The sequence below is a fragment of the Pseudomonas fluorescens genome, from assembly GCF_001902145.1.
Taxonomy (GTDB): domain Bacteria; phylum Pseudomonadota; class Gammaproteobacteria; order Pseudomonadales; family Pseudomonadaceae; genus Aquipseudomonas; species Aquipseudomonas fluorescens_BV.
Map to the genome: position 1 here is coordinate 427729 of NZ_MRST01000026.1, position 21672 is coordinate 449400.

22 protein-coding genes are annotated in these 21672 nt (G+C 60.8%); 9 read left to right on the forward strand and 13 right to left on the reverse strand.

The window, feature by feature from the left end; translation table 11 throughout:
• Position 1: 1 nt before the first annotated feature.
• Complete coding sequence (locus BUE92_RS21480) at positions 2–574, forward strand: xanthine phosphoribosyltransferase (protein WP_003195447.1); 573 nt, start codon at positions 2–4, stop codon at positions 572–574.
• 132 nt (positions 575–706) lie between these two features.
• Here BUE92_RS21480 and BUE92_RS21485 read toward each other — a convergent pair whose 3' ends face one another.
• The 6 genes from BUE92_RS21485 to dadA all read right to left on the reverse strand — a co-directional run bounded on the left by BUE92_RS21485 (position 707) and on the right by dadA (position 6806).
• Positions 707–2629, reverse strand: a complete 1923-nt coding sequence (locus tag BUE92_RS21485) for an acetyl-CoA hydrolase/transferase C-terminal domain-containing protein (protein ID WP_073526160.1) — start codon at positions 2627–2629, stop codon at positions 707–709.
• 139 nt (positions 2630–2768) lie between these two features.
• Positions 2769–3179: a c-type cytochrome gene (locus tag BUE92_RS21490; protein ID WP_073526162.1), complete on the reverse strand. Its 411-nt coding sequence runs from the start codon at positions 3177–3179 to the stop codon at positions 2769–2771.
• A gap of 182 nt (positions 3180–3361) precedes the next feature.
• Positions 3362–3910: a cupin domain-containing protein gene (locus tag BUE92_RS21495; protein ID WP_073526163.1), complete on the reverse strand. Its 549-nt coding sequence runs from the start codon at positions 3908–3910 to the stop codon at positions 3362–3364.
• Positions 3911–4026: 116 nt separating this feature from the next.
• Entirely contained in the window at positions 4027–5100 is a 1074-nt protein-coding gene (gene alr / locus BUE92_RS21500; RefSeq protein WP_073526164.1) for an alanine racemase, read from the reverse strand.
• Between the two features lie 79 nt (positions 5101–5179).
• Positions 5180–5533, reverse strand: coding sequence for a RidA family protein (locus BUE92_RS21505; RefSeq protein ID WP_073526165.1), 354 nt, complete (start codon positions 5531–5533; stop codon positions 5180–5182).
• On the reverse strand, positions 5505–6806 hold the full coding sequence (gene dadA / locus BUE92_RS21510) for a D-amino acid dehydrogenase (RefSeq protein WP_073526166.1): 1302 nt from the start codon (positions 6804–6806) through the stop codon (positions 5505–5507). The genes BUE92_RS21505 and dadA overlap by 29 nt, the downstream gene beginning before the upstream one ends.
• Positions 6807–6962: 156 nt before the next feature.
• Here dadA and BUE92_RS21515 point away from each other — a divergent pair, with 156 nt between their 5' ends.
• Positions 6963–7451, forward strand: a complete 489-nt coding sequence (locus tag BUE92_RS21515) for an Lrp/AsnC ligand binding domain-containing protein (protein ID WP_003176896.1) — start codon at positions 6963–6965, stop codon at positions 7449–7451.
• Positions 7452–7571: 120 nt separating this feature from the next.
• Here BUE92_RS21515 and BUE92_RS21520 read toward each other — a convergent pair whose 3' ends face one another.
• Complete coding sequence (locus BUE92_RS21520; protein ID WP_003195461.1) at positions 7572–7925, reverse strand: YkgJ family cysteine cluster protein; 354 nt, start codon at positions 7923–7925, stop codon at positions 7572–7574.
• Positions 7926–8040: 115 nt separating this feature from the next.
• Here BUE92_RS21520 and BUE92_RS21525 point away from each other — a divergent pair, with 115 nt between their 5' ends.
• Positions 8041–9333: an NAD(P)/FAD-dependent oxidoreductase gene (locus BUE92_RS21525; protein ID WP_073526167.1), complete on the forward strand. Its 1293-nt coding sequence runs from the start codon at positions 8041–8043 to the stop codon at positions 9331–9333.
• On the opposite strand, the gene BUE92_RS21530 is transcribed toward BUE92_RS21525, so the two are convergent.
• Positions 9334–9558 (reverse strand): DUF1127 domain-containing protein, encoded by a 225-nt coding sequence (locus BUE92_RS21530; protein WP_073526168.1) that lies wholly within the window; start codon positions 9556–9558, stop codon positions 9334–9336.
• 166 nt (positions 9559–9724) lie between these two features.
• Here BUE92_RS21530 and BUE92_RS21535 point away from each other — a divergent pair, with 166 nt between their 5' ends.
• Positions 9725–11149 (forward strand): aminotransferase-like domain-containing protein, encoded by a 1425-nt coding sequence (locus tag BUE92_RS21535; RefSeq protein ID WP_073526169.1) that lies wholly within the window; start codon positions 9725–9727, stop codon positions 11147–11149.
• A 61-nt stretch (positions 11150–11210) separates the two neighbouring features.
• Complete coding sequence (locus tag BUE92_RS21540) at positions 11211–12779, forward strand: phospholipase D family protein (protein WP_073526170.1); 1569 nt, start codon at positions 11211–11213, stop codon at positions 12777–12779.
• 125 nt (positions 12780–12904) lie between these two features.
• On the opposite strand, the gene BUE92_RS21545 is transcribed toward BUE92_RS21540, so the two are convergent.
• Both BUE92_RS21545 and BUE92_RS21555 read right to left on the reverse strand, forming a co-directional pair.
• A complete protein-coding gene (locus BUE92_RS21545) occupies positions 12905–14047 on the reverse strand; it encodes an MFS transporter (RefSeq protein WP_073526171.1) in 1143 nt (380 codons plus the stop codon).
• 158 nt (positions 14048–14205) lie between these two features.
• Complete coding sequence (locus tag BUE92_RS21555) at positions 14206–15699, reverse strand: aldehyde dehydrogenase (RefSeq protein ID WP_073526173.1); 1494 nt, start codon at positions 15697–15699, stop codon at positions 14206–14208.
• A 230-nt stretch (positions 15700–15929) separates the two neighbouring features.
• Between BUE92_RS21555 and BUE92_RS21560 the strand changes: the two genes are divergently transcribed.
• On the forward strand, positions 15930–16292 hold the full coding sequence (locus BUE92_RS21560; RefSeq protein ID WP_073526174.1) for a cupin domain-containing protein: 363 nt from the start codon (positions 15930–15932) through the stop codon (positions 16290–16292).
• 71 nt (positions 16293–16363) lie between these two features.
• On the opposite strand, the gene rpmG is transcribed toward BUE92_RS21560, so the two are convergent.
• Both rpmG and rpmB read right to left on the reverse strand, forming a co-directional pair.
• The gene (gene rpmG, locus BUE92_RS21565) at positions 16364–16519 is read right to left on the reverse strand and encodes a 50S ribosomal protein L33 (protein WP_003176906.1); all 156 of its coding nucleotides are present in this window, start codon (positions 16517–16519) and stop codon (positions 16364–16366) included.
• A gap of 11 nt (positions 16520–16530) precedes the next feature.
• On the reverse strand, positions 16531–16764 hold the full coding sequence (gene rpmB, locus BUE92_RS21570) for a 50S ribosomal protein L28 (protein ID WP_003176907.1): 234 nt from the start codon (positions 16762–16764) through the stop codon (positions 16531–16533).
• 457 nt (positions 16765–17221) lie between these two features.
• Here rpmB and BUE92_RS21575 point away from each other — a divergent pair, with 457 nt between their 5' ends.
• Complete coding sequence (locus BUE92_RS21575; RefSeq protein WP_073526175.1) at positions 17222–18814, forward strand: ABC transporter substrate-binding protein; 1593 nt, start codon at positions 17222–17224, stop codon at positions 18812–18814.
• A 129-nt stretch (positions 18815–18943) separates the two neighbouring features.
• Here BUE92_RS21575 and radC read toward each other — a convergent pair whose 3' ends face one another.
• On the reverse strand, positions 18944–19618 hold the full coding sequence (radC, locus tag BUE92_RS21580; protein WP_073526176.1) for a RadC family protein: 675 nt from the start codon (positions 19616–19618) through the stop codon (positions 18944–18946).
• A 142-nt stretch (positions 19619–19760) separates the two neighbouring features.
• Here radC and coaBC point away from each other — a divergent pair, with 142 nt between their 5' ends.
• The gene (gene coaBC, locus BUE92_RS21585) at positions 19761–20969 is read left to right on the forward strand and encodes a bifunctional phosphopantothenoylcysteine decarboxylase/phosphopantothenate--cysteine ligase CoaBC (RefSeq protein ID WP_054919730.1); all 1209 of its coding nucleotides are present in this window, start codon (positions 19761–19763) and stop codon (positions 20967–20969) included.
• 5 nt (positions 20970–20974) lie between these two features.
• The gene (gene dut, locus BUE92_RS21590) at positions 20975–21430 is read left to right on the forward strand and encodes a dUTP diphosphatase (protein ID WP_073526470.1); all 456 of its coding nucleotides are present in this window, start codon (positions 20975–20977) and stop codon (positions 21428–21430) included.
• Positions 21431–21672: the final 242 nt, after the last annotated feature.

The following is a 21672-nucleotide window of genomic DNA, read 5'->3' on the forward strand; positions in this document are numbered from 1 at the left end:
CGTGGAAGCACTGCACAAGAAAATTCGCGAAGAAGGCATCGTGCTTTCCGATCAGGTCCTCAAGGTTGACGCCTTTCTGAACCACCAGATCGACCCGGCGCTGATGAAACTGATCGGCGATGAGTTCGCCGCACTGTTCAAGGATTCGGGCATCACCAAGATCGTCACCATCGAAGCCTCGGGCATTGCCCCGGCGATCATGACCGGGCTGAACCTGGGTGTGCCGGTGATCTTCGCCCGCAAGCAGCAATCCTTGACGCTCACGGAGAACCTGCTGTCGGCCACGGTGTATTCCTTCACCAAGAAAACCGAAAGCACCGTGGCGATCTCCCCGCGCCACCTGACCAGCAGCGACCGCGTGCTGGTGATCGATGACTTTTTGGCCAACGGCAAGGCGTCCCAGGCGCTGATCTCGATCATCAAGCAGGCCGGCGCGACGGTTGCGGGCCTGGGGATCGTGATCGAGAAGTCGTTTCAGGGCGGGCGTGCGGAGCTGGATGCGCAGGGTTATCGGGTTGAGTCGCTGGCGCGGGTGAAGTCGCTGGCCGGTGGGGTCGTCACTTTCATCGAATAACGTCTGCCTGAACACAGTTAAACATGTGGGAGCGGGCTTGCTCGCGAATGCGGTGGGTCAGTGATAAATGTATCAACTGACACTCCGCATTCGCGAGCAAGCCCGCTCCCACACTTGGTTTTGCACTGAATTTCAATCCGTGGTGGCATGCAGTCCGGCCAGCAGCAAGCGTTGATACAGGTCTTCCTTGATGCCCTCCGGCTTATCCAAGCGCATCCGCTTCAAATGCTCGGGAAACGCCTCCGGCTCCGGCGCGTCGAGTGCCGCCTTGCCCAACTCCAGAATTTCCGTGAGCTTGAATTTGCTCTTGAGCCAGTTCAGCGCCCGCAACAAGTCCCGCTCCTCATCCGTGAAGTCACTGCCCAGGGGGTATTCGGGAAACAAGCGACGGTGCCTGGCCTGAATCGCCTGGAGCCGCTGCGGCGTGTTGTCGGCAAAACGCGGGTCCAGCTGGAAATCCTTGGGCAGTTTTCCGGCCTTTTGGGCCTGTTCAATCAAGTCGTGCTGGAACCTGGAATCAGTGATGTTCAGCAACGCTTCGATCACCTTGGCATCCGTCTGACCGCGCAAGTCGGCAATGCCGTATTCAGTAATGACAATATCCCGCAGGTGCCGGGGAATGGTGCAGTGGCCATATTCCCAGACGATATTGGAACTGACCTCCCCCGCCGACTCACGCCAGCTGCGCAAAATCAGAATTGAGCGTGCACCTTCCAGCGCATGCCCCTGGGCCACGAAATTGTATTGCCCGCCCACACCACTGAGCACGCGACCGTCTTCCAACTGATCGGCCACGCCAGCACCGAGCAAGGTGACCATGATGGCGCTGTTGATAAACCGCGCATCCAGGCGCTGCAGGCGCTTGAGTTCTTCCTGGCCGTACAGCTCGTTGATGTAGCTGATGCGGGTCATGTTGAATGCCTGGCGCTTGGTGTGGGTCATTTCCTGCAGGCGCTGGTAAAAACTGCGCGGCCCCAGGAAGAAACCGCCATGGATCGACACGCCATCGGGTTGCGCCGCGTCGTCCAGGGTGCCCGCGTTGGCCTGCATCTGGGTCGCCACATCCGGGTAGACCTTGCGCCTCACGATCCCGGCATCGGCCAATACCAGCAGGCCGTTGACGAACATCTCGCTGCAACCGTAAAGGCCACGGGCAAACGGCTCGACGCCGCCTTCGCGGCTGATCAATGGCGCCCACTGGTACACATCCAAGTCAGTGAGCAACAGGCGATAGGCTTCGTTGTCGGCCTGGCGCGCCAGCAAGGCAGCCGTCAGGGCATCGCCCATGGAGCCGATGCCAATCTGCAACGTACCGCCATCACGTACCAGGGTGCTGGCATGCAGGCCGATAAAATGATCCTGGAAGCCCACCGGCATGTTCGGGGTGGAGAACAGCGTGGTGCTGTCTTTTTCATCCAGCAGGTAGTCGAACTCATCCATGCCCAGCTCCGCATCGCCGGGCATGTAGGGCAAGTCGCTATGGACCTGGCCGACGACCAGGATGGTCTCCCCGGCCGCGCGGCGCTTGGCGATCATGGGCATCAGGTCGAGGGTGATATCCGGGTTGCAGCTCAGGCTCAGGCGGTCTGGATGCTCGCTGCTACTGGCAACCAATTGCGCCACCAGGTTCAGGCCGGCGGCATTGATGTCGCGGGCCGCATGGCTGTAGTTGCTGCTGACGTAATCCTGTTGCGCCGCGGCGCTGTGGAGCAAGCTGCCGGGCTGCATGAAGAATTGCTGCACACGGATATTCTTCGGCAGGCTGCCCTTGTGCAGGTCCGCGAGGAAATCCAGCTCGGGGTAGTCGCCAAACACCCGTTCGATGAAGGGTTCGAGAAAGCGCTTTTGAAGACCGTCACCCTGCGTAGGCCGACCCAGGCTCAGCGCGGTATAAAGCGTCAGCGCCCGTTCGGGCAACTGCGCGATGCGCCGGTACAGCGCGTTGACGAACAGGTTGGGCTTGCCCAGCCCCAGCGGCATGCCCATATGGATATGCGCCGGCAGGCGCTCCAGTACGTCGTCAACTGCTTGCTCGATTGAACACAACTGCACCATCCGACTGCTCCCGAACATTCCATGAATTAGGGGTTGGACCGAGCTTGCCGGGTCTTTGCTGCAAAGACCAGCGCCGAAACGCAAATCGCGGGCACAAAAAAGCCGCTCGTAAGCGGCATTTTTGGCGAAGATCGGCCGATTACAGCCCGGACATCTTCTTGATCGCACCCATGAGGTCGTCATCCGAGCAATCCGCGCAGGTGCCTTTGGGCGGCATGGCATTGAGACCGGTGATGGCCTTGGCCAGGATGCCATCGAGGCCACCTTGATGATCGGCGCGTTCTTTCCACGCGGCGGTATCGCCAATTTTCGGCGCGCCCAACAAGCCCGTGCTGTGGCATGCATTGCAGTGCTTGGCGATGATCTCGTCCGGGGTTCTCGCACCGCCGCCGCCCGCTGTCACGGCGACTTCCATGCCCTTGCATTCCTGGCCCTGGACGCAAACCTGGCCCACAGGCTCCAGGCGCTTGGCAATGTCATCATTGGTCGCAGCTTGAGCGCTGACAGCCCATAGGGCCAGTACGGTTGCTGGTGCAGCCAGCATTTTCATAATTAGGTTCACGCGTTCACCCTCAATGGTGGCTATTCACGCCTGCGGCCACGGTTTCGCAGGCGGCGAAAGTATAACGGTTAGCCCGCCAGGCCGAAACAACCCTATTAAATAAAGGGAGATTCGGCTTCACGGTGTACAGCTGCGGGAACCTCTGCAACGCTGGCAGGGCGCCTCTATTCTTAAAAGTTCGCCGGTGTGGCTGCGCTGATTAGTCGCGCCGGCACGTCGAACGGATTGCGAAAACGATGGGGCTTTGTGCTTTCAAAGTAGTAGCTATCGCCAGCCTCGAGCACAAAAGTTTCAAGACCGACCACCAACTCCAGGCGCCCTTCCACCAGAATCCCGGTTTCCTCGCCTTCATGGGTGAGCATTTCTTCGCCCGTGTCGGCACCTGGCGGGTAGATCTCGTTGAGAAATGCGATGGCCCGGCTTGGGCGCGCCCGGCCCACCAGTTTCATGGTGACGGCACCGTCAGAGATGTCGATCAGCTCATTGGCTTTATAGACGATCTGCGTCGGTATTTCCTGGAGGACCTCCTCGGAGAAGAACTCGACCATGGACATGGGGATACCGCCCAGCACCTTGCGCAGGGAGCTGATCGAGGGGCTGACGCTGTTTTTCTCGATCATCGAAATGGTGCTGTTGGTGACGCCCGCACGTTTGGCGAGCTCACGCTGGGAAAGACCTTTGAGTTTACGGATGGATTGCAGTCGTTCGCCGACGTCCAATGCAGGAGCCTCCTAGGATTCAGGCTTTGTTGTAATTGAGCGTTATCATGGCGACAGCGTTCAGTATTTACAACACTTGGGCCTAAATCCCGGCCTGCTCGGTTCGTTGCCGGCGGCTAAGCGCCGCAATAGAGCCTTGGCACTCGGCGCAGGTTGCAGAAAATCTGATAGGGGATGGTCTCGGCGGCGACGGCAACATCACTGGCAAGGATGTGCTTGCCCCACAGCTCCACAGTGGAACCGAGGCCAGCCTGGGGCACGTCGGTGAGGTCGACACACAGCATGTCCATGGATACGCGCCCCAGCAAATGACTGCGCTGGCCAGCGACCAGCACCGGGGTGCCTGTCGGCGCATGACGTGGGTAACCGTCGGCATAACCCATGGCAACCACGCCAATGCGCATCGGCTTGGGCGTGACGAACCTGGCGCCATAGCCCACCGGCTCTCCGGCCGGCAGTTCGCGCACGCAGATCACTTTGGACTCCAGGGTCATCACCGGTTGCAAGCGCGCGGCGAGGGCCTGGTCTTCGCCAAAGGGCGTTGCGCCGTAAAGCATGATACCCGGGCGCACCCAGTCGCTGGACACGCTCGGCCAGCCCAATACAGACGGTGAGTTGCGCAGGCTGACCTCAGCCGCCAGCCCCTGGCGCGCCGCCTCAAACACCGTTACTTGTTCGTTGCTGCTGACGCAATCGAGCTCATCGGCACGGGCAAAATGGCTCATCAACACGATTTTCGCCACTTTGCCACTCGCCAGCAGGCGCTGATACGCTTCCTGGTAATCCTTGGGGTGCAGGCCCACACGGTGCATGCCCGAGTCCAGCTTGAGCCACACCGTCAGCGGTTTGTTCAGGCGCGCCTGTTCGATGGCTTCCAACTGCCACAACGAATGCACCACGCACCACAAATCCTGCTCGATGATCAGCGGCAACTCGTCGGCTTCGAAAAAACCTTCCAGCAGCAACACCGGCGCACGAATGCCGGCGGCGCGCAGTTCCAGTGCTTCCTCGATGCACGCCACCGCAAACCCGTCGGCTTGCGCCTCCAGTGCCTGGGCCACGGGCACCGCGCCATGGCCGTAGGCATCGGCCTTGATCACGGCGAGGGCCTTGGCCCCGGTGACTTCTCGGGCCAATTGGTAGTTATGGCGCAGGGCTTGGAGGTCGATCAGGGCACGGGCTGGGCGCATGGAGGCAGGCTTCTAGGCAGCAAAGTGAAGAAAAAACCGGTGCCGACCAACCACGTCGGCGCCGGGAGAGGGATCGTTGTCAAGGCAGCGCAGCCACGACGGACAGCTCTACCAGAATCTCGGGTTCGCACAGCTTGGCTTGCACGGTGGCTCGGGCCGGGGCGACGCCTTTAGGCAGCCACTTGTCCCATACCGCGTTCATGCCGGCGAAGTCGGCGTCGATATCCTTCAAATAGATCGTTACCGACAGCAACCTGGACTTGTCGGTACCGGCAAGGTCCAGCAAGCGCTCGATATTGACCAGGGTTTCACGGGTCTGCTGTTCAATCCCGGCGTTCATGTCGTCGCCGACTTGCCCTGCCAGATACACGGTACCGCTGTGGACAACGATCTGGCTCATGCGCTCATTGGTGAGCTGGCGCTGGATTGACATGTTGTGCGGACTCCTGGTGGTTGCCATAACGGGAAATATCGAGGCCTGCGGCGCTGATCTGCGGAGCTTTCTTCGCCATCAGGTCGGCCAGCAAGCGACCCGAACCACAGGCCATGGTCCAACCGAGGGTACCGTGGCCTGTATTCAGGAACAGGTTCTTGAACGGCGTGGCACCCACAATCGGCGTGCCGTCTGGGGTGGTCGGGCGCAGGCCGGTCCAGAAACTGGCTTGGGCCAGATCGCCGCCCTGAGGATAAAGGTCGTTGACGATCATCTCCAGGGTTTCACGTCGCCGCGGGTTCAGCGACAGGTCAAAACCGGCTATTTCGGCCATGCCACCGACGCGAATGCGGTTGTCGAAACGGGTGATCGCGACTTTGTAGGTCTCATCAAGAATGGTCGAGGTCGGCGCCATTGCCGGGTTAGTGATCGGCACGGTCAGCGAATAACCCTTGAGCGGGTACACCGGCGCCTTGATCCCCAATGGCTTGAGCAGCTTGGGCGAGTAACTACCGAGGGCCAGGACGTAGCGGTCGGCGGTTTCCAGCTTGCCGTCGATCAGCACACCATTGATGCGGTCGCCTGCGTAGTCCAGGCGCTGGATGTCTTGTTCGAAGCGGAATTCCACGCCCAATTGTTTGCACATTTCGACCAGGCGCGTGGTGAACATCTGGCAATCGCCCGTCTGGTCGTTGGGCAGGCGCAAGGCACCAGCGAGGATATCGGTGACGCTGGCCAGGGCCGGTTCAACCCGTGCAATGCCGACGCGGTCGAGCAATTCGAACGGCACACCGGACTCTTTCAGCACGGCGATGTCCTTGGCGGCACCATCGAGCTGGGCCTGGGTGCGGAACAGTTGGGTGGTCCCGAGGCTGCGCCCTTCGTAGGCAATGCCGGTCTCGGCGCGCAATTCGTCGAGGCAGTCGCGGCTGTACTCGGACAGGCGCACCATGCGCTCCTTGTTCACCGCATAGCGGCTGGCCGTGCAGTTGCGCAGCATCTGCGCCATCCACAGGTATTGGTCGATATCGGCAGTGGCCTTGATCGCCAGCGGCGCATGGCGTTGCAGCAGCCACTTGATCGCCTTGAGCGGCACGCCCGGCGCGGCCCATGGCGAGGCGTAGCCAGGGGACACCTGGCCGGCGTTGGCGAAACTGGTTTCCATGGCAGCGGCAGGCTGACGATCAACCACCACGACGTCGAAGCCGGCCCGCGCCAAATAGTAGGCACTGGTCACCCCAATGACGCCGCTACCCAAGACCAGAACGCGCATTTTTATATCCTCATCGCGGGCTCAGCCGCTGACGTGTGTTATTCGAGCAATGATGGGCGCAGTGTAAAAAACAATCAGCAGTGCATTTCACTATATAAATGCCTATATTTGGCGACAATTCTTGGCAAAAACCCTTTTGACAGAGGCGTATCCCCTATGCGTACCAACACCCAGACCAAGCGGGAGCTGGACAAGATCGACCGCAATATCCTGCGCATCCTGCAAACCGACGGGCGCATCTCGTTCACGGAGCTGGGGGAAAAGGTCGGGCTGTCCACCACGCCCTGCACCGAGCGCGTGCGACGCCTGGAGCGCGAAGGGATCATCATGGGCTATAACGCACGGCTCAATCCCCAGCATTTGAAGGGAAGTCTGCTGGTATTTGTCGAGATCAGCCTGGATTACAAGTCGGGTGACACCTTTGAAGAATTTCGCCGGGCCGTGCTGAAACTGCCCCATGTGCTGGAGTGCCATCTGGTGTCGGGTGATTTCGACTACCTGGTGAAAGCGCGAATCTCGGAGATGGCTTCGTACCGCAAATTGCTGGGCGATATCCTGCTCAAACTCCCTCATGTGCGGGAATCCAAGAGCTATATCGTGATGGAAGAGGTGAAAGAGAGCCTGAACCTGCCGATCCCTGACTGAATGCGACCCTGTAGGAGCGCGCTTGCTCGCGAAAAACCGCAGGGCACCGCGTTAAACCAGATGCGCTGCGTTATCGTTGACGGTCTTCGCGAGCAAGCTCGCTCCTACAGGATGATCGCGTCAGACCAACACCTGCCGGGTACTCGCCATGTACTCATGAATCTGCTTCTCCACCCGCGGATGAATCAGCTCCACTGGCCGCCGGCCATTAGGGCACGGCAAGGTCTTGGTGGTGCCGAACAGGCGACAGATCAGCGGCCGCTCGTCATACACCGTGCACCCCTTGGGGCCCAGGTGCACGCAGTTCAGCTCGTCCATCGCCGCCTCTTGCTCGGCAGCGGTCTTGCGCGGCAGGCGCGACATTTCCTCGGGCGAGGTGGTCACCGGCCCACAGCAGTCGTGGCAACCGGGGACGCACTCGAACGAAGGAATCTGGCGACGCAGCGCGCTGATTTTCTGACTGTTGCAACTCATCGAAACCCATACCGAACGGCGAATAGACGTGGATTCTGACGCAAAACGCCCCGCGCAGACAGCGTCGTGCGACCACTGTATCCTGCGTCAAATTTTCCAGACAGGGAGGTTCCCCATGACCGCCAGCGCCCGGCACACCGCTTCCTACTACGCCGCCAGCAGCGTGCCGCAACCGGATTACCCGACGCTGACGGGTGAGGTGAACGCCGATGTCTGTGTGATCGGCGGGGGTTTCTCCGGGCTCAACACCGCCCTGGAATTGGCCGAGCGCGGCTTTCGCGTCGTGTTGCTGGAGGCGCGCAAAATCGGCTGGGGCGCCAGCGGGCGCAATGGTGGCCAGTTGATTCGCGGTGTCGGCCACGGGCTGGATCAGTTCACCCAGGTAATCGGCAGCGACGGCGTGCGCCAGATGAAGCTGATGGGCCTGGAAGCCGTGGAGATCGTGCGCGAGCGTGTGGAGCGCTTCCAGATCCCCTGTGACCTGACCTGGGGCTACTGCGACCTGGCCAACAAACCCCGCGACCTGCAGGGCTTGGCCGAGGATGCCGAAGAGCTGCACAGCCTGGGTTACCGCCACCCAGTGCGCCTGTTGCAAGCCAGCGAGATGGGCACGGTAATCGGCTCTGATCGCTATGTAGGCGGCATGATCGATATGGGTTCCGGCCATCTGCACCCGCTGAACCTGGCACTGGGTGAGGCTGCCGTTGCCCAGCAGCTGGGCGTGGCGCTGTACGAGCAATCCCAAGTGACCCGCATCGACTATGGTCCTGAGGTCAAGGTGCATACCGCCCAAGGTACTGTGCGCGCCAAGACCCTGGTACTGGCCTGCAACGCCTACCTGAACGGGCTCAACCCACAACTGAGCGGCAAGGTGCTGCCGGCCGGCAGCTATATCATTGCCACCGAGCCCTTGAGCGAAGCGCAAGCCACCCGCCTGTTACCGCAGAACATGGCCGTGTGCGACCAGCGCGTGACGGTGGACTACTTCCGCCTGTCCGCCGACCGTCGCCTGTTGTTCGGCGGCGCCTGCCACTACTCCGGTCGAGACCCCAAGGACATCGGCGCCTACATGCGGCCGAAGATGCTGCAGGTATTCCCTCAATTGGCCGACGTAAAGATCGACTACCAATGGGGCGGCATGATCGGCATCGGTGCCAACCGCCTGCCGCAGATTGGCCGCCTGGCCGATCAGCCCAACGTGTATTACGCCCAGGCCTATGCTGGTCATGGCCTCAATGCCACGCATTTGGCAGGCAAGCTGCTGGCCGAGGCCATCAGCGGCCAGCAACAGGGGCGCTTCGATCTGTTCGCCCAAGTGCCGCACATCACCTTCCCCGGCGGCAAACACCTGCGTTCGCCGCTGCTGGCCTTGGGGATGCTCTGGCATCGCCTCAAGGAACTGCTCTGATCAATCGCGCCAGAAGGGTTTCAAGCCCTCACGGCGCGCCTGCTCGGCGGTCAGCCCAATGTCGCGTAACTGCTCGCGGGTCAGGCCCAGCAGGGTCTTGCGCGTATGACGACGACGCCAGAACAGACTCCAGCGGCCAGGCGCCGGGGCAGTGATCACCTGCTCCTGCCCCGCTTCCAGTTCCTGACTGTGTAACGCCAGCCGTACATCGCTCATGCCACTCATTTGACTGCCCCTCATTGGCCTGTTGCCTTGAGTGACCAGCATGCGCGGGCGGCCAGAACCATTACAGATTCACCCTACTTTTATTTGACCCATACAGATACTGTCTTTGGGTGGCTGAATCCTGTATTTTCCCCCTATCTGTACTGGTCCCTCGGGAGCGACCACCATGACCCTTTACGTCAACCTCGCCGAATTGCTCGGCACCCGCATTGAACAGGGCTTCTATCGTCCGGGCGATCGACTGCCCTCGGTGCGGGCCTTGAGTGTGGAACATGGGGTCAGCCTGAGCACCGTACAGCAAGCCTACCGGTTGCTCGAAGACAACGGCCTGGCGACGCCTAAGCCCAAGTCTGGTTACTTTGTGCCAGCCGGCCGCGAGCTGCCGGCGCTGCCCGAGGTCGGTCGCCCGGCTCAGCGGCCGGTGGAAATTTCCCAATGGGATCTGGTGCTGGAGTTGATTCGCGCCGTGCCACGCAAGGACGTCATACAGCTGGGCCGCGGCATGCCGGATGTACTGTCACCCACCTTGAAGCCGCTGCTGCGTAGCCTCGCCCGTGTCAGCCGTCGCCAAGATCTGCCGGGGCTGTATTACGACAATATCCTCGGCTGTATGGAACTGCGTGAGCAAATCGCCCGGCTGTCATTGGACTCCGGTTGCCAACTGAGCGCCGAAGACATCGTGATCACCACCGGTTGTCACGAGGCTCTTTCGGCCAGCATTCACGCGATTTGTGAGCCCGGCGATATCGTCGCGGTGGATTCGCCCAGCTTCCACGGCGCCATGCAGACCCTCAAGGGCCTGGGCATGAAAGCCCTGGAAATCCCCACCGACCCGCTCACCGGCATCAGCCTGGAGGCCCTGGAGCTGGCGCTGGAACAGTGGCCGATCAAAGTCATCCAGCTCACCCCAAACTGCAACAACCCCTTGGGCTACATCATGCCGGAAGCGCGCAAACGCGCCTTGCTGACCCTGGCCCAGCGCTTTGACGTGGCGATAATCGAAGACGATGTGTATGGCGAGCTGGCCTACAGCTACCCACGCCCGCGCACCATCAAATCCTTCGATGAAGACGGCCGTGTGCTGCTTTGCAGCTCGTTCTCCAAAACCCTGGCGCCCGGCCTGCGCATTGGTTGGGTCGCACCGGGACGCTACCTGGAACGGGTGCTGCACATGAAATACATCAGCACCGGTTCAACAGCCACGCAGCCGCAGATCGCCATTGCCGAATTTCTCAAAGGCGGCTATTTCGAGCCCCACTTACGCAGGATGCGCACTCAATACCAACGTAATCGCGACCTGATGCTTGATTGGGTCAGCCGCTACTTCCCCGCTGGCACGCGCGCCAGCCGGCCCCAGGGCAGCTTCATGTTATGGATCGAGCTGCCGGAGGGCTTCGACACCTTGAAGCTCAACCGCGTGCTGGTGGAACAAGGTGTACAGGTGGCGGTAGGCAGTATCTTTTCCGCCTCCGGCAAGTACCGTAACTGCTTGCGCATGAACTACGCTGCCAAGCCAACGCCGCAGATTGAAGAGGCTGTGCGCAAGGTGGGGGCGGCCGCAGGCAAGATGCTGAAAGAGACGGCGGACTGACCTTTCCCGAGCAATTGCCGTCATATGCCACAACCGACCTGACCTGGAAGCAGTTTCCTTGATGATTCGACGGCTTTTACCGTTTTGCCTGCTGGGCGCACTGGCCCTGGGCGGCTGCGCCACGGTCGACACATCGCGCATCCCCAGCGATGCCCTGCCCGCGACGGACTCCTCGTTCGGTCGCTCGATCCAGGCCCAGGCGGCCCCCTACCAAGGGCGTTCGGGCTTCCGCTTGCTGCCCAACAGCAGTGAAGCCTTCATGGCTCGCGCCGAGTTGATCCGCAACGCCCAGACCAGTCTCGACTTGCAGTACTACATCGTGCACGACGGCATCAGCACACGCATGCTCGTGGACGAATTGCTCAAGGCCGCCGACCGCGGGGTGCGCGTGCGCATTCTGCTGGACGACACCACCAGCGACGGCCTCGATCAGATCATCGCCACTCTCGCCGCTCACCCCAAGATCGAAATCCGCCTGTTCAACCCGCTGCACCTGGGACGCAGCACCGGCGTTACACGCGCCATGGGCCGTGTATTCAACCTGTCACTGCAACACCGACGCATGCATAACAAGCTGTGGCTGGCCGATAACAGCGTGGCCATCGTTGGCGGGCGCAATCTGGGCGACGAGTATTTCGACGCCGAACCCAATTTGAATTTCACCGACATCGACATGCTCAGCGTCGGGCCGGTGGCCGAGCAATTGGGTCACAGCTTCGACCAGTACTGGAACAGCGCCCTGAGCAAGCCTATCGATGACTTCGTCTCGAACAAACCCTCCAAGGTCGACCTCGCCATCGCCCGCGGGCGCCTTGAAGCCTCACTGGCCCAGTCCCGTCAGCAGAACCACGCGCTGTATAACCGCCTGCGCACTTACCAGACCCAGCCCCGCATGGACATCTGGCGCCGCGAGTTGATCTGGGCCTGGAACCAGGCGCTGTGGGACGCGCCGAGCAAGGTACTGGCCAAGGCCGACCCCGACCCGCGACTGTTGCTGACCACTCAGCTGGCGCCAGAGCTGGCGGGGGTCAGCCATGAACTGATCATGATTTCGGCTTATTTCGTACCGGGCCAACCTGGGCTGGTCTACCTCACAGGGCGTGCCGATGCGGGTGTTTCGGTGCGCCTGCTGACCAACGCCCTCGAAGCCACCGATGTACCGGCCGTGCATGGTGGCTACGCACCGTATCGCAAGGCGTTGCTGAAGCATGGGGTCAAACTCTATGAGCTGCGCCGACAACCGGGCGACCCCAGTGCCAGCAGCGGCCCACACCTGTTTCGGCATGGCAGCTTCTATGGTTCGGATTCCAGCCTGCACAGCAAGGCGATGATCTTTGATCGCGAGAAGTCATTTGTCGGCTCGTTCAATTTCGACCCACGTTCGGTGCTGTGGAACACCGAAGTCGGCGTACTGGTGGACAGCCCTGAACTGGCGGAACACGTGCGCAACCTGGCGCTGGAAGGTATGGCGCCGGCGCTGAGCTATGAGGCGAAATTGCAGGATGGCAATGTGGTGTGGGTGACCGAGGACAACGGGCAACTGCACACCCTGACCCGTGAGCCCGGCAGCTGGTGGCGCCGCTTCAATGCCTGGTTCGCTACTTCAGTTGGCCTGGAACGCATGCTCTAAGAACACTCCAGATCACCTGTGGGAGCCGGGCTTGCCCGCGATAGCGGTGTGCCAGGCAACACATAAGCCGCTGAGAAACCGTTATCGCAGGCAAGCCAGCTCCCACAATTGATTGCATTTCAAGGTCAGGCCGGCTGTGTAACACCGAAAGCCCCCTGGCGCAGCAACAGCACCACCAACCCCAGCGCCCCGGCCGCCATCAGCAGCGCCAGCGCATGCCCACTGATCCACTGGCTGCCCGCCCCCGCCACCAGCGGCCCGATCAGGCAGCCAATGCCCCACAGCTGCGCCACATGAGCGTTGGCACGCACCAACGCATCGTCGCGGTAGCGCTCGCCAATCAAAATCAGCGACAAGGTAAACAACCCGCCGGCACTGGCGCCGAACAGCACCCACACCGGCCAGATCAGCAACGTGTGCATCAATAACGGAATCGCCAGGCTCGACGCCAGCAACAGCAGCGCACATCCCAGGAACAACGTGCGGCGCGGCAAGTAGTCGGCCAGGGCGCCAATGGGCAATTGCAGCAACGCATCGCCCACCACCACCGTGCTGACCATCGCCAAGGCGATCTCGGCGGTAAATCCCTGTTGCAGGCAGTACACCGGCAACAGCGTCAGGATCATCGCTTCAAACGCGGCGAATAACGCCACCGCCCAGGCAATCGCCGGCAGGCTCAGGCAAAAGCGCCACAGCTCGTTGAACGTGACGCTGAACGCATCAGCCGTCGGCGCCCCGGATCGCCCCAGCAACAGCAGCGGCGCCACCACCAAAAGACCAACGCCTACCCAGAAACCGTAATCATGATCGGTGCCCATCAGGCCCAGCAGCAACGGACCCGACAGCTGGCTCAAGGCATAGGTGCAGCCATACAGCGCCACCAGGCGGCCACGCCACTGCTCCACCACCAATTGGTTGATCCAGCTTTCACCCAGGATAAATACGATGGTCAGGATCACCCCGATCATCAGCCTGAGCACCAGCCACACCGGGTAGCTGGGCAGGATCGCCAGCAAGCCGATGGACACCGCACCGGCCCACAGGCACAGGCGCATCAAGTTGGCAGTGCCGAGCCAGGACGCCATGCGGCTGGAGACCTTGGCGCCCAGCAGTACGCCGAATGCCGGCATCGCCGCCATCACGCCGATGGCGAAACTGCCATAACCCCAGCCTTCAAGACGCAGGGATACCAACGGCATGCTGACACCCAGGGCCAGGCCAACGCTGAGTACCGAGGCCAGCACGGCGAAATAAGTCCCCCAACGCATTGCCACGCTCCTGTGGATAATTCTGGTTCGCAAAACGAACTGTAGGAGCGAGCTTGCTCGCGAAAAACGTTAACGATGACGCGTTCATGCTGGATAAACGCGGCGCCTTCAGGTTCTTCGCGAGCAAGCTCGCTCCTACAGGGGATCAGCAGTGTTGCTTAGAGCTTGATCCAGGTCGCCTTCAGCTCGGTGTACTTGTCGAATGCATGCAGCGACTTGTCGCGGCCATTACCCGACTGCTTGAAACCACCGAACGGTGCGGTCATGTCGCCGCCGTCGTACTGGTTAACCCACACGCTGCCGGCGCGCAGAGCCTTGGCCGTCAGGTGTGCCTTGGAGATATCCGCCGTCCACACCGCCGCAGCCAGGCCGTATTGGGTGTCGTTGGCGATGGCGATGGCTTCTTCGGCGCTGTCGAAAGTGATCACCGACAGGACCGGGCCAAAGATCTCTTCCTGGGCGATCTTCATGGCATTGGTCACGCCGTCGAAAATCGTCGGCTCGACGTAGGTGCCGCCGGACTCTTCCAGGGTACGCTTGCCACCCGCGACCAGCTTGGCGCCATCGGCGTGGCCAGCTTCAATGTACGAAAGCACGGTGTTCATCTGCTGCGTATCCACCAATGCACCCACAGTGGTGGCTGGGTCCAGTGGGTTGCCGGGTTTCCAGCCCTTGAGGGCCTCGATCACCAGCGGCAGGAAGGTGTCCTTGATCGAGCGCTCGACCAGCAGCCGCGAGCCGGCGGTGCAGACTTCGCCCTGGTTGAAGGCAATGGCACTGGCGGCAGATTCGGCCGCCGCTTGCAGGTTCGGCGCATCGGCAAACACAATGTTCGGGCTCTTGCCGCCAGCCTCCAGCCAGACACGCTTCATGTTCGATTCGCCGGAGCGGATCAACAGTTGCTTGGCGATCTTGGTCGAGCCCGTGAACACCAGGGTATCGACGTCCATATGCACCGCCAGGGCGTTGCCCACGGTGTGGCCATAGCCAGGCAGCACGTTGAAGACGCCTTTTGGAATACCAGCCTCAACGGCCAACGCGGCGATGCGGATGGCGGTGAGCGGGGATTTTTCGGACGGTTTCAGGATGACAGAGTTACCGGTGGACAGCGCCGGACCGAGTTTCCAGCAGGCCATCATCAACGGAAAGTTCCACGGCACGATGGCGCCAACGACACCGACGGGCTCGCGGGTCACCAGGCCCAGTTGATCGTGAGGCGTGGCGGCGACTTCGTCGTAGATCTTGTCGATCGCCTCGCCGCTCCAGCTCAGGGCTTGCGCCGCGCCGGGGACGTCGATGTTCAGGGAATCGCTGATGGGTTTGCCCATGTCCAGGGTTTCGAGCAGCGCCAACTCTTCGGCGTTAGCCTTGAGCAGCGCGGCGAAACGGATCATGACGGACTTGCGCTTGGCCGGCGCCAGGCGCGACCACACACCGGAGTTGAAGGTGGCACGCGCATTTTCCACGGCGCGCTGGGCGTCGCTGGCATCACAGCTGGCGACAGTCGCCAGCAAGCGCCCATCCACCGGGCTGATGCATTCGAAGGTGTCACCGGAAACGGCGGCGGTGTACTCGCCATTGATATAGGCGCGGCCTTCGATCTTCAGATCCTTGGCGCGTTGTTCCCAGTCGGCACGGGTCAGGGTGGTCATGCGAGTGTCCTCCTCTTATTGAATAGAGGGCCAGGCGGATGTCCCCCCGGCAGCCTCAAAGAATTCTTGCCCGCCAGCCATCTGTTCGGCGCAAGGCAGCTGCCACCCTAAACCAGCGGCTGGGGATGTTTCAATATATTTGACATAACGGCAGTAAACGCCCTTGCGATGTTCATTTTAATAAACATAGACTTTGGACTCTCCAACCGCAGGCCAGACGGGAAATGCACATGAGCATCCAGGACATCGTCGATTTCAGCCAAGCCAACACCGCCCCCGAACGCTACCGCCCTGCCGCCGAAAAAATCCTCAAGGGCGATCCCGAACAGACACTCTACAACCACTACAACAGCCCATGCGGCCAGATGAACGCTGGCGTCTGGGAAGGTGAAGTGGGCCAGTGGAAGGTCAATTACACCGAGCATGAGTACTGCGAGATCGTGCAAGGCGTGTCGGTGCTGCGCGATGCCGAGGGGAATGCCAAGACCCTGCGAGCCGGCGACCGCTTTGTGATTCCCGCAGGTTTCAGCGGTACCTGGGAAGTGCTGGAAGCGTGCCGCAAGATCTACGTGGTGTTTGAACAGAAAGCCTGATCACCAAACCCCAGGCAAAAAAAAGCCCGCATCGTGAGATACGGGCTTTTTTTCACAAGGAAGAAAATCAATTACTTGATTTTGCCTTCTTTGTAGATCACGTGCTTGCGAACGCGCGGGTCGAACATTTTCTTTTCGAGCTTGTCCGGGGTAGTACGCTTGTTCTTGTCGGTAGTGTAGAAGTGACCAGTACCGGCGCTAGAGATCATTCGAATCAATTCACGCATGATAGAGCTCCTTAGATCTTGCCAGCGGCGCGGATTTCGGCCAGCACGACAGTGATGCCACGCTTGTCGATAATACGCATGCCTTTAGCAGATACACGCAGGCGAACAAAACGTTTCTCTTCTTCAACCCAGAAGCGGTGATGCTGCAGGTTCGGCAGGAAACGACGACGGGTTTTGTTATTTGCGTGGGAAATGTTATTCCCAGTCACCGGACCCTTACCGGTAACTTGACAGACTCTCGACATGCCTCAGCCCTCTAAAACCACATGCCCAACCCGGCATGGGTTGGCCGCTTAATCTCTCAGTCATTTGGCGCCAGGCGCCGCGTTTCTTTAGGGTCTTACCGGCTACACCTACAGTGAAGGAACCGGGCCCCTAGAAAAGAGCGCTGCTTTATACCAGAAAGACCCCAGTGCAACAACAACCTGTGTACTTTTAGCAGCGTAAATCGTGACCACAAGTGCCTGAACCGCTGCCAGGAGGGGCCGCTGTAACAACCGACCGCTCGTCGCACAGAATGATTTACAACGCCTGCGGTCACAGGGAAGTGCACGGCGAAACACGCGCAGGCGCCATCAAAACAGCATTTTGGCCAAAAGCACAGGCAAAAATGGGCTAGTCATTTATCAATCAGACCTCTACGGTAGGCTTTTTCCAGACTGCACTCGCAGATGGGCCTTCGATCTGCACAGGAAACCGAATATGCGCCTCGCTGCCCTACCGCTATTGCTTGCCCCTCTCTTTATTGCGCCGATGGCCGTTGCGGCCACCAATTTGAGCGTATGCACCGAGGCTAGCCCCGAAGGGTTCGATGTGGTGCAGTACAACTCACTGACCACCACCAACGCCTCGGCCGACGTGCTGATGAACCGTTTGGTGGAATTCGACGCGGCCAGTGGCAAGTTGGTACCGAGCCTTGCAGATAGTTGGGAAGTGTCGCCCGATGGGCTGACGTACACCTTCAAACTGCACCCCGATGTGAAATTCCATCGCACCAGCTATTTCAGCCCAAGCCGCACCCTGACCGCCGAAGACGTACGCTTCAGCTTCGAGCGCATGCTCGACCCGGCCAACCCGTGGCACAAGATCGCCCAGAGCGGCTTTCCTCACGCCCAATCCCTGCAATTGCCGGCACTGGTCAAGAAAATCGACGCCCTTGACCCACTGACCGTGCGCTTCACCCTTGACCATGCCGATTCCACCTTCCTACCAGCACTGAGCATGGGCTTTGCCTCGATCTATCCGGCTGAATATGCCGACAAATTGCTCAAGGCCGGCACACCCGAGAAGCTGAACAGCCAGCCAATCGGCACCGGCCCGTTTGTGTTCGTGCGTTTCCAGAAAGATGCCGTGGTGCGTTACAAGGCCAACCCGGACTACTTCGCCGGCAAACCGGCGGTGGATAACCTGATTTTCGCCATCACCCCGGACGCCAACGTACGCCTGCAGAAGCTGCACCGCGATGAATGCCAGATCGCCCTGTCACCCAAGCCCCTGGATGTGGGCGAGGCCGAAAAAGACTCGGCGCTGAAGGTGGAAAAAACCGCCGCATTCATGACCGCGTTCGTCGCCATCAACAGCCAGCACCCACCGCTGGACAAGCCCGAAGTGCGCCAGGCGATCAACCTGGCCTTTGATAAGGACAGCTACCTCAAGGCCGTGTTCGAAGGCACCGCCGAAGCGGCCAACGGTGTCTACCCGCCGAACACCTGGAGCTATGCCAGAGAGTTGCCAGGCTACCCGCAAGACCTCGCCAAAGCCAAGGCGTTGCTGGGCCGCGCCGGGCTCAAGGGCGGCTTCAAAACCACGATATGGACCCGCCCTACCGGCAGCCTGCTGAACCCCAACCCGAACCTCGGCGCCCAGTTGTTGCAGGCCGACCTGGCCAAGGTTGGCATCCAGGCCGACATCCGCGTGATCGAATGGGGCGAGTTGATTCGCCGCGCCAAGGCCGGCGAGCACGACTTGCTGTTCATGGGCTGGGCCGGGGACAACGGCGACCCGGATAACTTCCTGACGCCGCAGTTCTCCTGCGCCGCGGTGAAGTCCGGCACCAACTTTTCCCGCTATTGCGACCCCACCCTGGATAAGTTGATCAGCGCCGGCAAGACCACCAGCGAACAAGGTGTGCGCAGCAAGCTGTACCAACAGGCCCAGGCGCAGATCCAGCAACAGGCACTGTGGTTGCCGCTGGCGCATCCGACGGCGTTTGCCTTGACCCGCAAGAACATCGAGGGTTACCAGGTAAGCCCGTTCGGGCGCCAGGATTATTCGAAAGTCAGCCGCAAGCCCTAAGGCACACGCCTCCCCTGTAGGAGCGAGCTTGCTCGCGAAAATCGTCAACGATGACGTGGAAAAAACCTGATGCCCTGCGGGGCTCTCAGGTTTTTCGCGAGCAAGCTCGCTCCTACAGTGTCAGGGCCATTACAGCCAACCGTATTCAGCCATCGACAGCGGGTCACCATCGCCCACGATGATGTGGTCCAGCACCCGCACATCCACCACGTCCAGCGCCTTTTGCAGCAACTTGGTCAATTTTCGATCAGCCGCGCTGGGCTCCGTGCTCCCCGACGGATGGTTATGACACAGGATCAACGCCGCCGCGTTGTACGCCAAGGCGCGCTTGACCACTTGTCGCGGATAGACAATCGCAGCGTCGATGGTGCCCTGGGACATGACCTCAAACCCCAGCACCCGATGCTTGGAGTCCAGGAACAGGCAGCCGAAGATCTCATGGGGCTCATGGCGCAGCAGTGCCTTGAGGTACTCGCGCACGGCCAGCGGGCTTTCCAGCACAGAGTCAGCCCGCAAGCGCTCGGCCAGGTGGCGCCGGGACATCTCCAACACCGCCTGCAACTGGGCAAACTTCGCCGGCCCCAGCCCCAGATGCTGGCTGAATAGCGTCTGGCTGGCCTCCAATAACGGGCGCAGGCCACCGAATTGCGCCAACAGATGGCGCGCCAGATCCACCGCACTTCGGCCGGCCACCCCCGTACGCAGGAAGATCGCCAACAGCTCGGCATCGGACAGGCTCGCCGCGCCGCCTTCCAATAACTTCTCCCGTGGACGCTCCGCCACGGGCCAATCACGAATACTCATCCCACCTCCCTGTATCTGCTCCGCTGTTGCCCGGCGGGCGCTGTGTTATCGTAGGGCCCTCTTTTTTGCCTGCGATTTCACCTGGGGAGGGGTCATCGCAGGCGTCACTGAACTGGCATCACTGAACTGGAAAGGCAAACCAATGCAGCGTCTGTATCGGAAACGCATCGTTCTCGGCGTCGGCGGCGGCATTGCCGCCTACAAGAGCGCAGAGTTGGTTCGCAGGCTCCTGGACCAGGGCGCCGAAGTGCGCGTGGTCATGACCCGTGGTGGCAGTGAGTTCATCACCCCGCTGACCATGCAAGCGTTGTCCGGCCACCCGGTTCACCTCGACCTGCTGGACCCGGCCGCAGAAGCCGCCATGGGCCATATCGAACTGGCCAAATGGGCCGACCTGGTGCTGATAGCTCCGGCCACTGCCGACCTGATCGCCCGCCTGGCCCAGGGCATTGCCGATGACCTGCTCACCACCCTGGTATTGGCCACCGACGCCACCGTCGCTATCGCACCGGCCATGAACCAGGCCATGTGGCGCGACCCGGCCACCCAGGCCAATACCCAACTCCTGCAAACCCGCGGCCTAAAGGTGTTCGGCCCGGCGTCCGGTAGCCAGGCCTGCGGCGACGTCGGCCTGGGCCGCATGCTCGAAGCCACGGACCTCGCGCAGTGCGCCGCCGAGTGCTTCCAGCATCTGGCCCTGACCGGCAAGCACGTGCTGATCACCGCCGGCCCGACCCAGGAAAACATCGACCCGGTGCGCTACATCACCAACCATAGCTCAGGAAAAATGGGCTTCGCGTTGGCAGAAGCCGCGGTCGAGGCAGGCGCACGGGTCACACTGATCACCGGCCCGGTACATTTGCCGACCCCTGATCGCGTTACGCGGATCGACGTAGTCAGCGCCCGGGACATGTTGGCGGCCTGCGAAGCCGCCATTCCCTGCGACCTGTTTATCGCCTCGGCAGCGGTTGCGGATTACCGCCCGGAGGTCGTGGCCCCGCAGAAGCTCAAGAAAGACCCTACGAGCGGCGACGGCCTGCTCCTGCAAATGGTGCGTAACCCGGACATCCTGGCCACCATCGCTACCCGTGCGGACCGTCCGTTCAGCGTCGGCTTCGCTGCCGAGACCGAGCACCTGCTGGACTACGCCGCACGCAAACTGAAAGACAAAAACCTCGACCTGATCGTTGCCAATGATGTCGCCAACCCGAGCATCGGCTTCAACAGCGAGGAAAATGCGTGCAGCGTGATCGACCGTGAACTGCACGCCACCCTTTTCGCCCAGACCAGCAAGGGCAAGATTGCCCGCCAACTGATCTCTTTTATCGCCCAACGGCTGAACCAGGTTTAATGTCCATGCACGCTTTACAAGCCAAGATCCTCGACCCACGCCTCGGCAACGACTTTCCCCTGCCGACCTACGCCACACCGGGCTCCGCCGGCCTGGACCTGCGCGCCATGCTCAAGCAAGACACCGTCCTTGAGCCGGGCCAGACCATCCTGATTCCCACCGGCTTGTCGATCTATGTCGGCGATCCTGGCCTGGCGGCGCTGATCCTGCCGCGCTCCGGCCTGGGCCACAAACATGGCATCGTGCTCGGCAACCTGGTCGGCCTGATCGATTCCGACTACCAGGGCGAGTTGATGGTGTCGTGCTGGAACCGTGGCCAGACTGCTTTCAACATTGCCGTCGGCGAGCGCATTGCCCAGTTGGTATTGGTGCCAGTGGTGCAGGCGCATTTCGACTTGGTACAGGAATTCGACGAAACCCAACGTGGTGCAGGCGGTTTCGGGCATTCAGGCAGTCACTGACTAAGCTGAACGTGGCCGGATGCAATCGTCCGGCCACGTACCGCCGCCCAGCCTTTCAAGATAAAGAATGCGCGGAAATAATCATCGATATTTCTGTAATTAAATCAAAGGATTACGCAAGAATAATACTGAGGCCGAAGCGCCAATGGCATTTTTACACCACGAACTCTCTGCCGAAAACGCCGTCATACCCTTCAGTTTGAGCCTGCCGACCAGCCACATCAGGCCCGCCTTGCCCCCTT

What these genes read in the sequence shown, in the direction of transcription:
- BUE92_RS21545 (WP_073526171.1), bottom strand. Translation starts at nt 14,047, where the DNA reads ATGCGTTGGGGGACTTATTTCGCCGTGCTGGCCTCGGTACTCAGCGTT.
- dut (WP_073526470.1), top strand. Translation starts at nt 20,975, where the DNA reads ATGCACGCTTTACAAGCCAAGATCCTCGACCCACGCCTCGGCAACGAC.
- BUE92_RS21535 (WP_073526169.1), top strand. Translation starts at nt 9,725, where the DNA reads ATGACCCTTTACGTCAACCTCGCCGAATTGCTCGGCACCCGCATTGAA.
- BUE92_RS21525 (WP_073526167.1), top strand. Translation starts at nt 8,041, where the DNA reads ATGACCGCCAGCGCCCGGCACACCGCTTCCTACTACGCCGCCAGCAGC.
- BUE92_RS21520 (WP_003195461.1), bottom strand. Translation starts at nt 7,925, where the DNA reads ATGAGTTGCAACAGTCAGAAAATCAGCGCGCTGCGTCGCCAGATTCCT.
- BUE92_RS21555 (WP_073526173.1), bottom strand. Translation starts at nt 15,699, where the DNA reads ATGACCACCCTGACCCGTGCCGACTGGGAACAACGCGCCAAGGATCTG.
- BUE92_RS21515 (WP_003176896.1), top strand. Translation starts at nt 6,963, where the DNA reads ATGCGTACCAACACCCAGACCAAGCGGGAGCTGGACAAGATCGACCGC.
- coaBC (WP_054919730.1), top strand. Translation starts at nt 19,761, where the DNA reads ATGCAGCGTCTGTATCGGAAACGCATCGTTCTCGGCGTCGGCGGCGGC.
- BUE92_RS21575 (WP_073526175.1), top strand. Translation starts at nt 17,222, where the DNA reads ATGCGCCTCGCTGCCCTACCGCTATTGCTTGCCCCTCTCTTTATTGCG.
- rpmB (WP_003176907.1), bottom strand. Translation starts at nt 16,764, where the DNA reads ATGTCGAGAGTCTGTCAAGTTACCGGTAAGGGTCCGGTGACTGGGAAT.
- BUE92_RS21540 (WP_073526170.1), top strand. Translation starts at nt 11,211, where the DNA reads ATGATTCGACGGCTTTTACCGTTTTGCCTGCTGGGCGCACTGGCCCTG.
- radC (WP_073526176.1), bottom strand. Translation starts at nt 19,618, where the DNA reads ATGAGTATTCGTGATTGGCCCGTGGCGGAGCGTCCACGGGAGAAGTTA.
- dadA (WP_073526166.1), bottom strand. Translation starts at nt 6,806, where the DNA reads ATGCGCGTTCTGGTCTTGGGTAGCGGCGTCATTGGGGTGACCAGTGCC.
- BUE92_RS21505 (WP_073526165.1), bottom strand. Translation starts at nt 5,533, where the DNA reads ATGTCAATCCAGCGCCAGCTCACCAATGAGCGCATGAGCCAGATCGTT.
- BUE92_RS21490 (WP_073526162.1), bottom strand. Translation starts at nt 3,179, where the DNA reads ATGAAAATGCTGGCTGCACCAGCAACCGTACTGGCCCTATGGGCTGTC.
- BUE92_RS21530 (WP_073526168.1), bottom strand. Translation starts at nt 9,558, where the DNA reads ATGAGTGGCATGAGCGATGTACGGCTGGCGTTACACAGTCAGGAACTG.
- rpmG (WP_003176906.1), bottom strand. Translation starts at nt 16,519, where the DNA reads ATGCGTGAATTGATTCGAATGATCTCTAGCGCCGGTACTGGTCACTTC.
- BUE92_RS21485 (WP_073526160.1), bottom strand. Translation starts at nt 2,629, where the DNA reads ATGGTGCAGTTGTGTTCAATCGAGCAAGCAGTTGACGACGTACTGGAG.
- BUE92_RS21560 (WP_073526174.1), top strand. Translation starts at nt 15,930, where the DNA reads ATGAGCATCCAGGACATCGTCGATTTCAGCCAAGCCAACACCGCCCCC.
- alr (WP_073526164.1), bottom strand. Translation starts at nt 5,100, where the DNA reads ATGCGCCCAGCCCGTGCCCTGATCGACCTCCAAGCCCTGCGCCATAAC.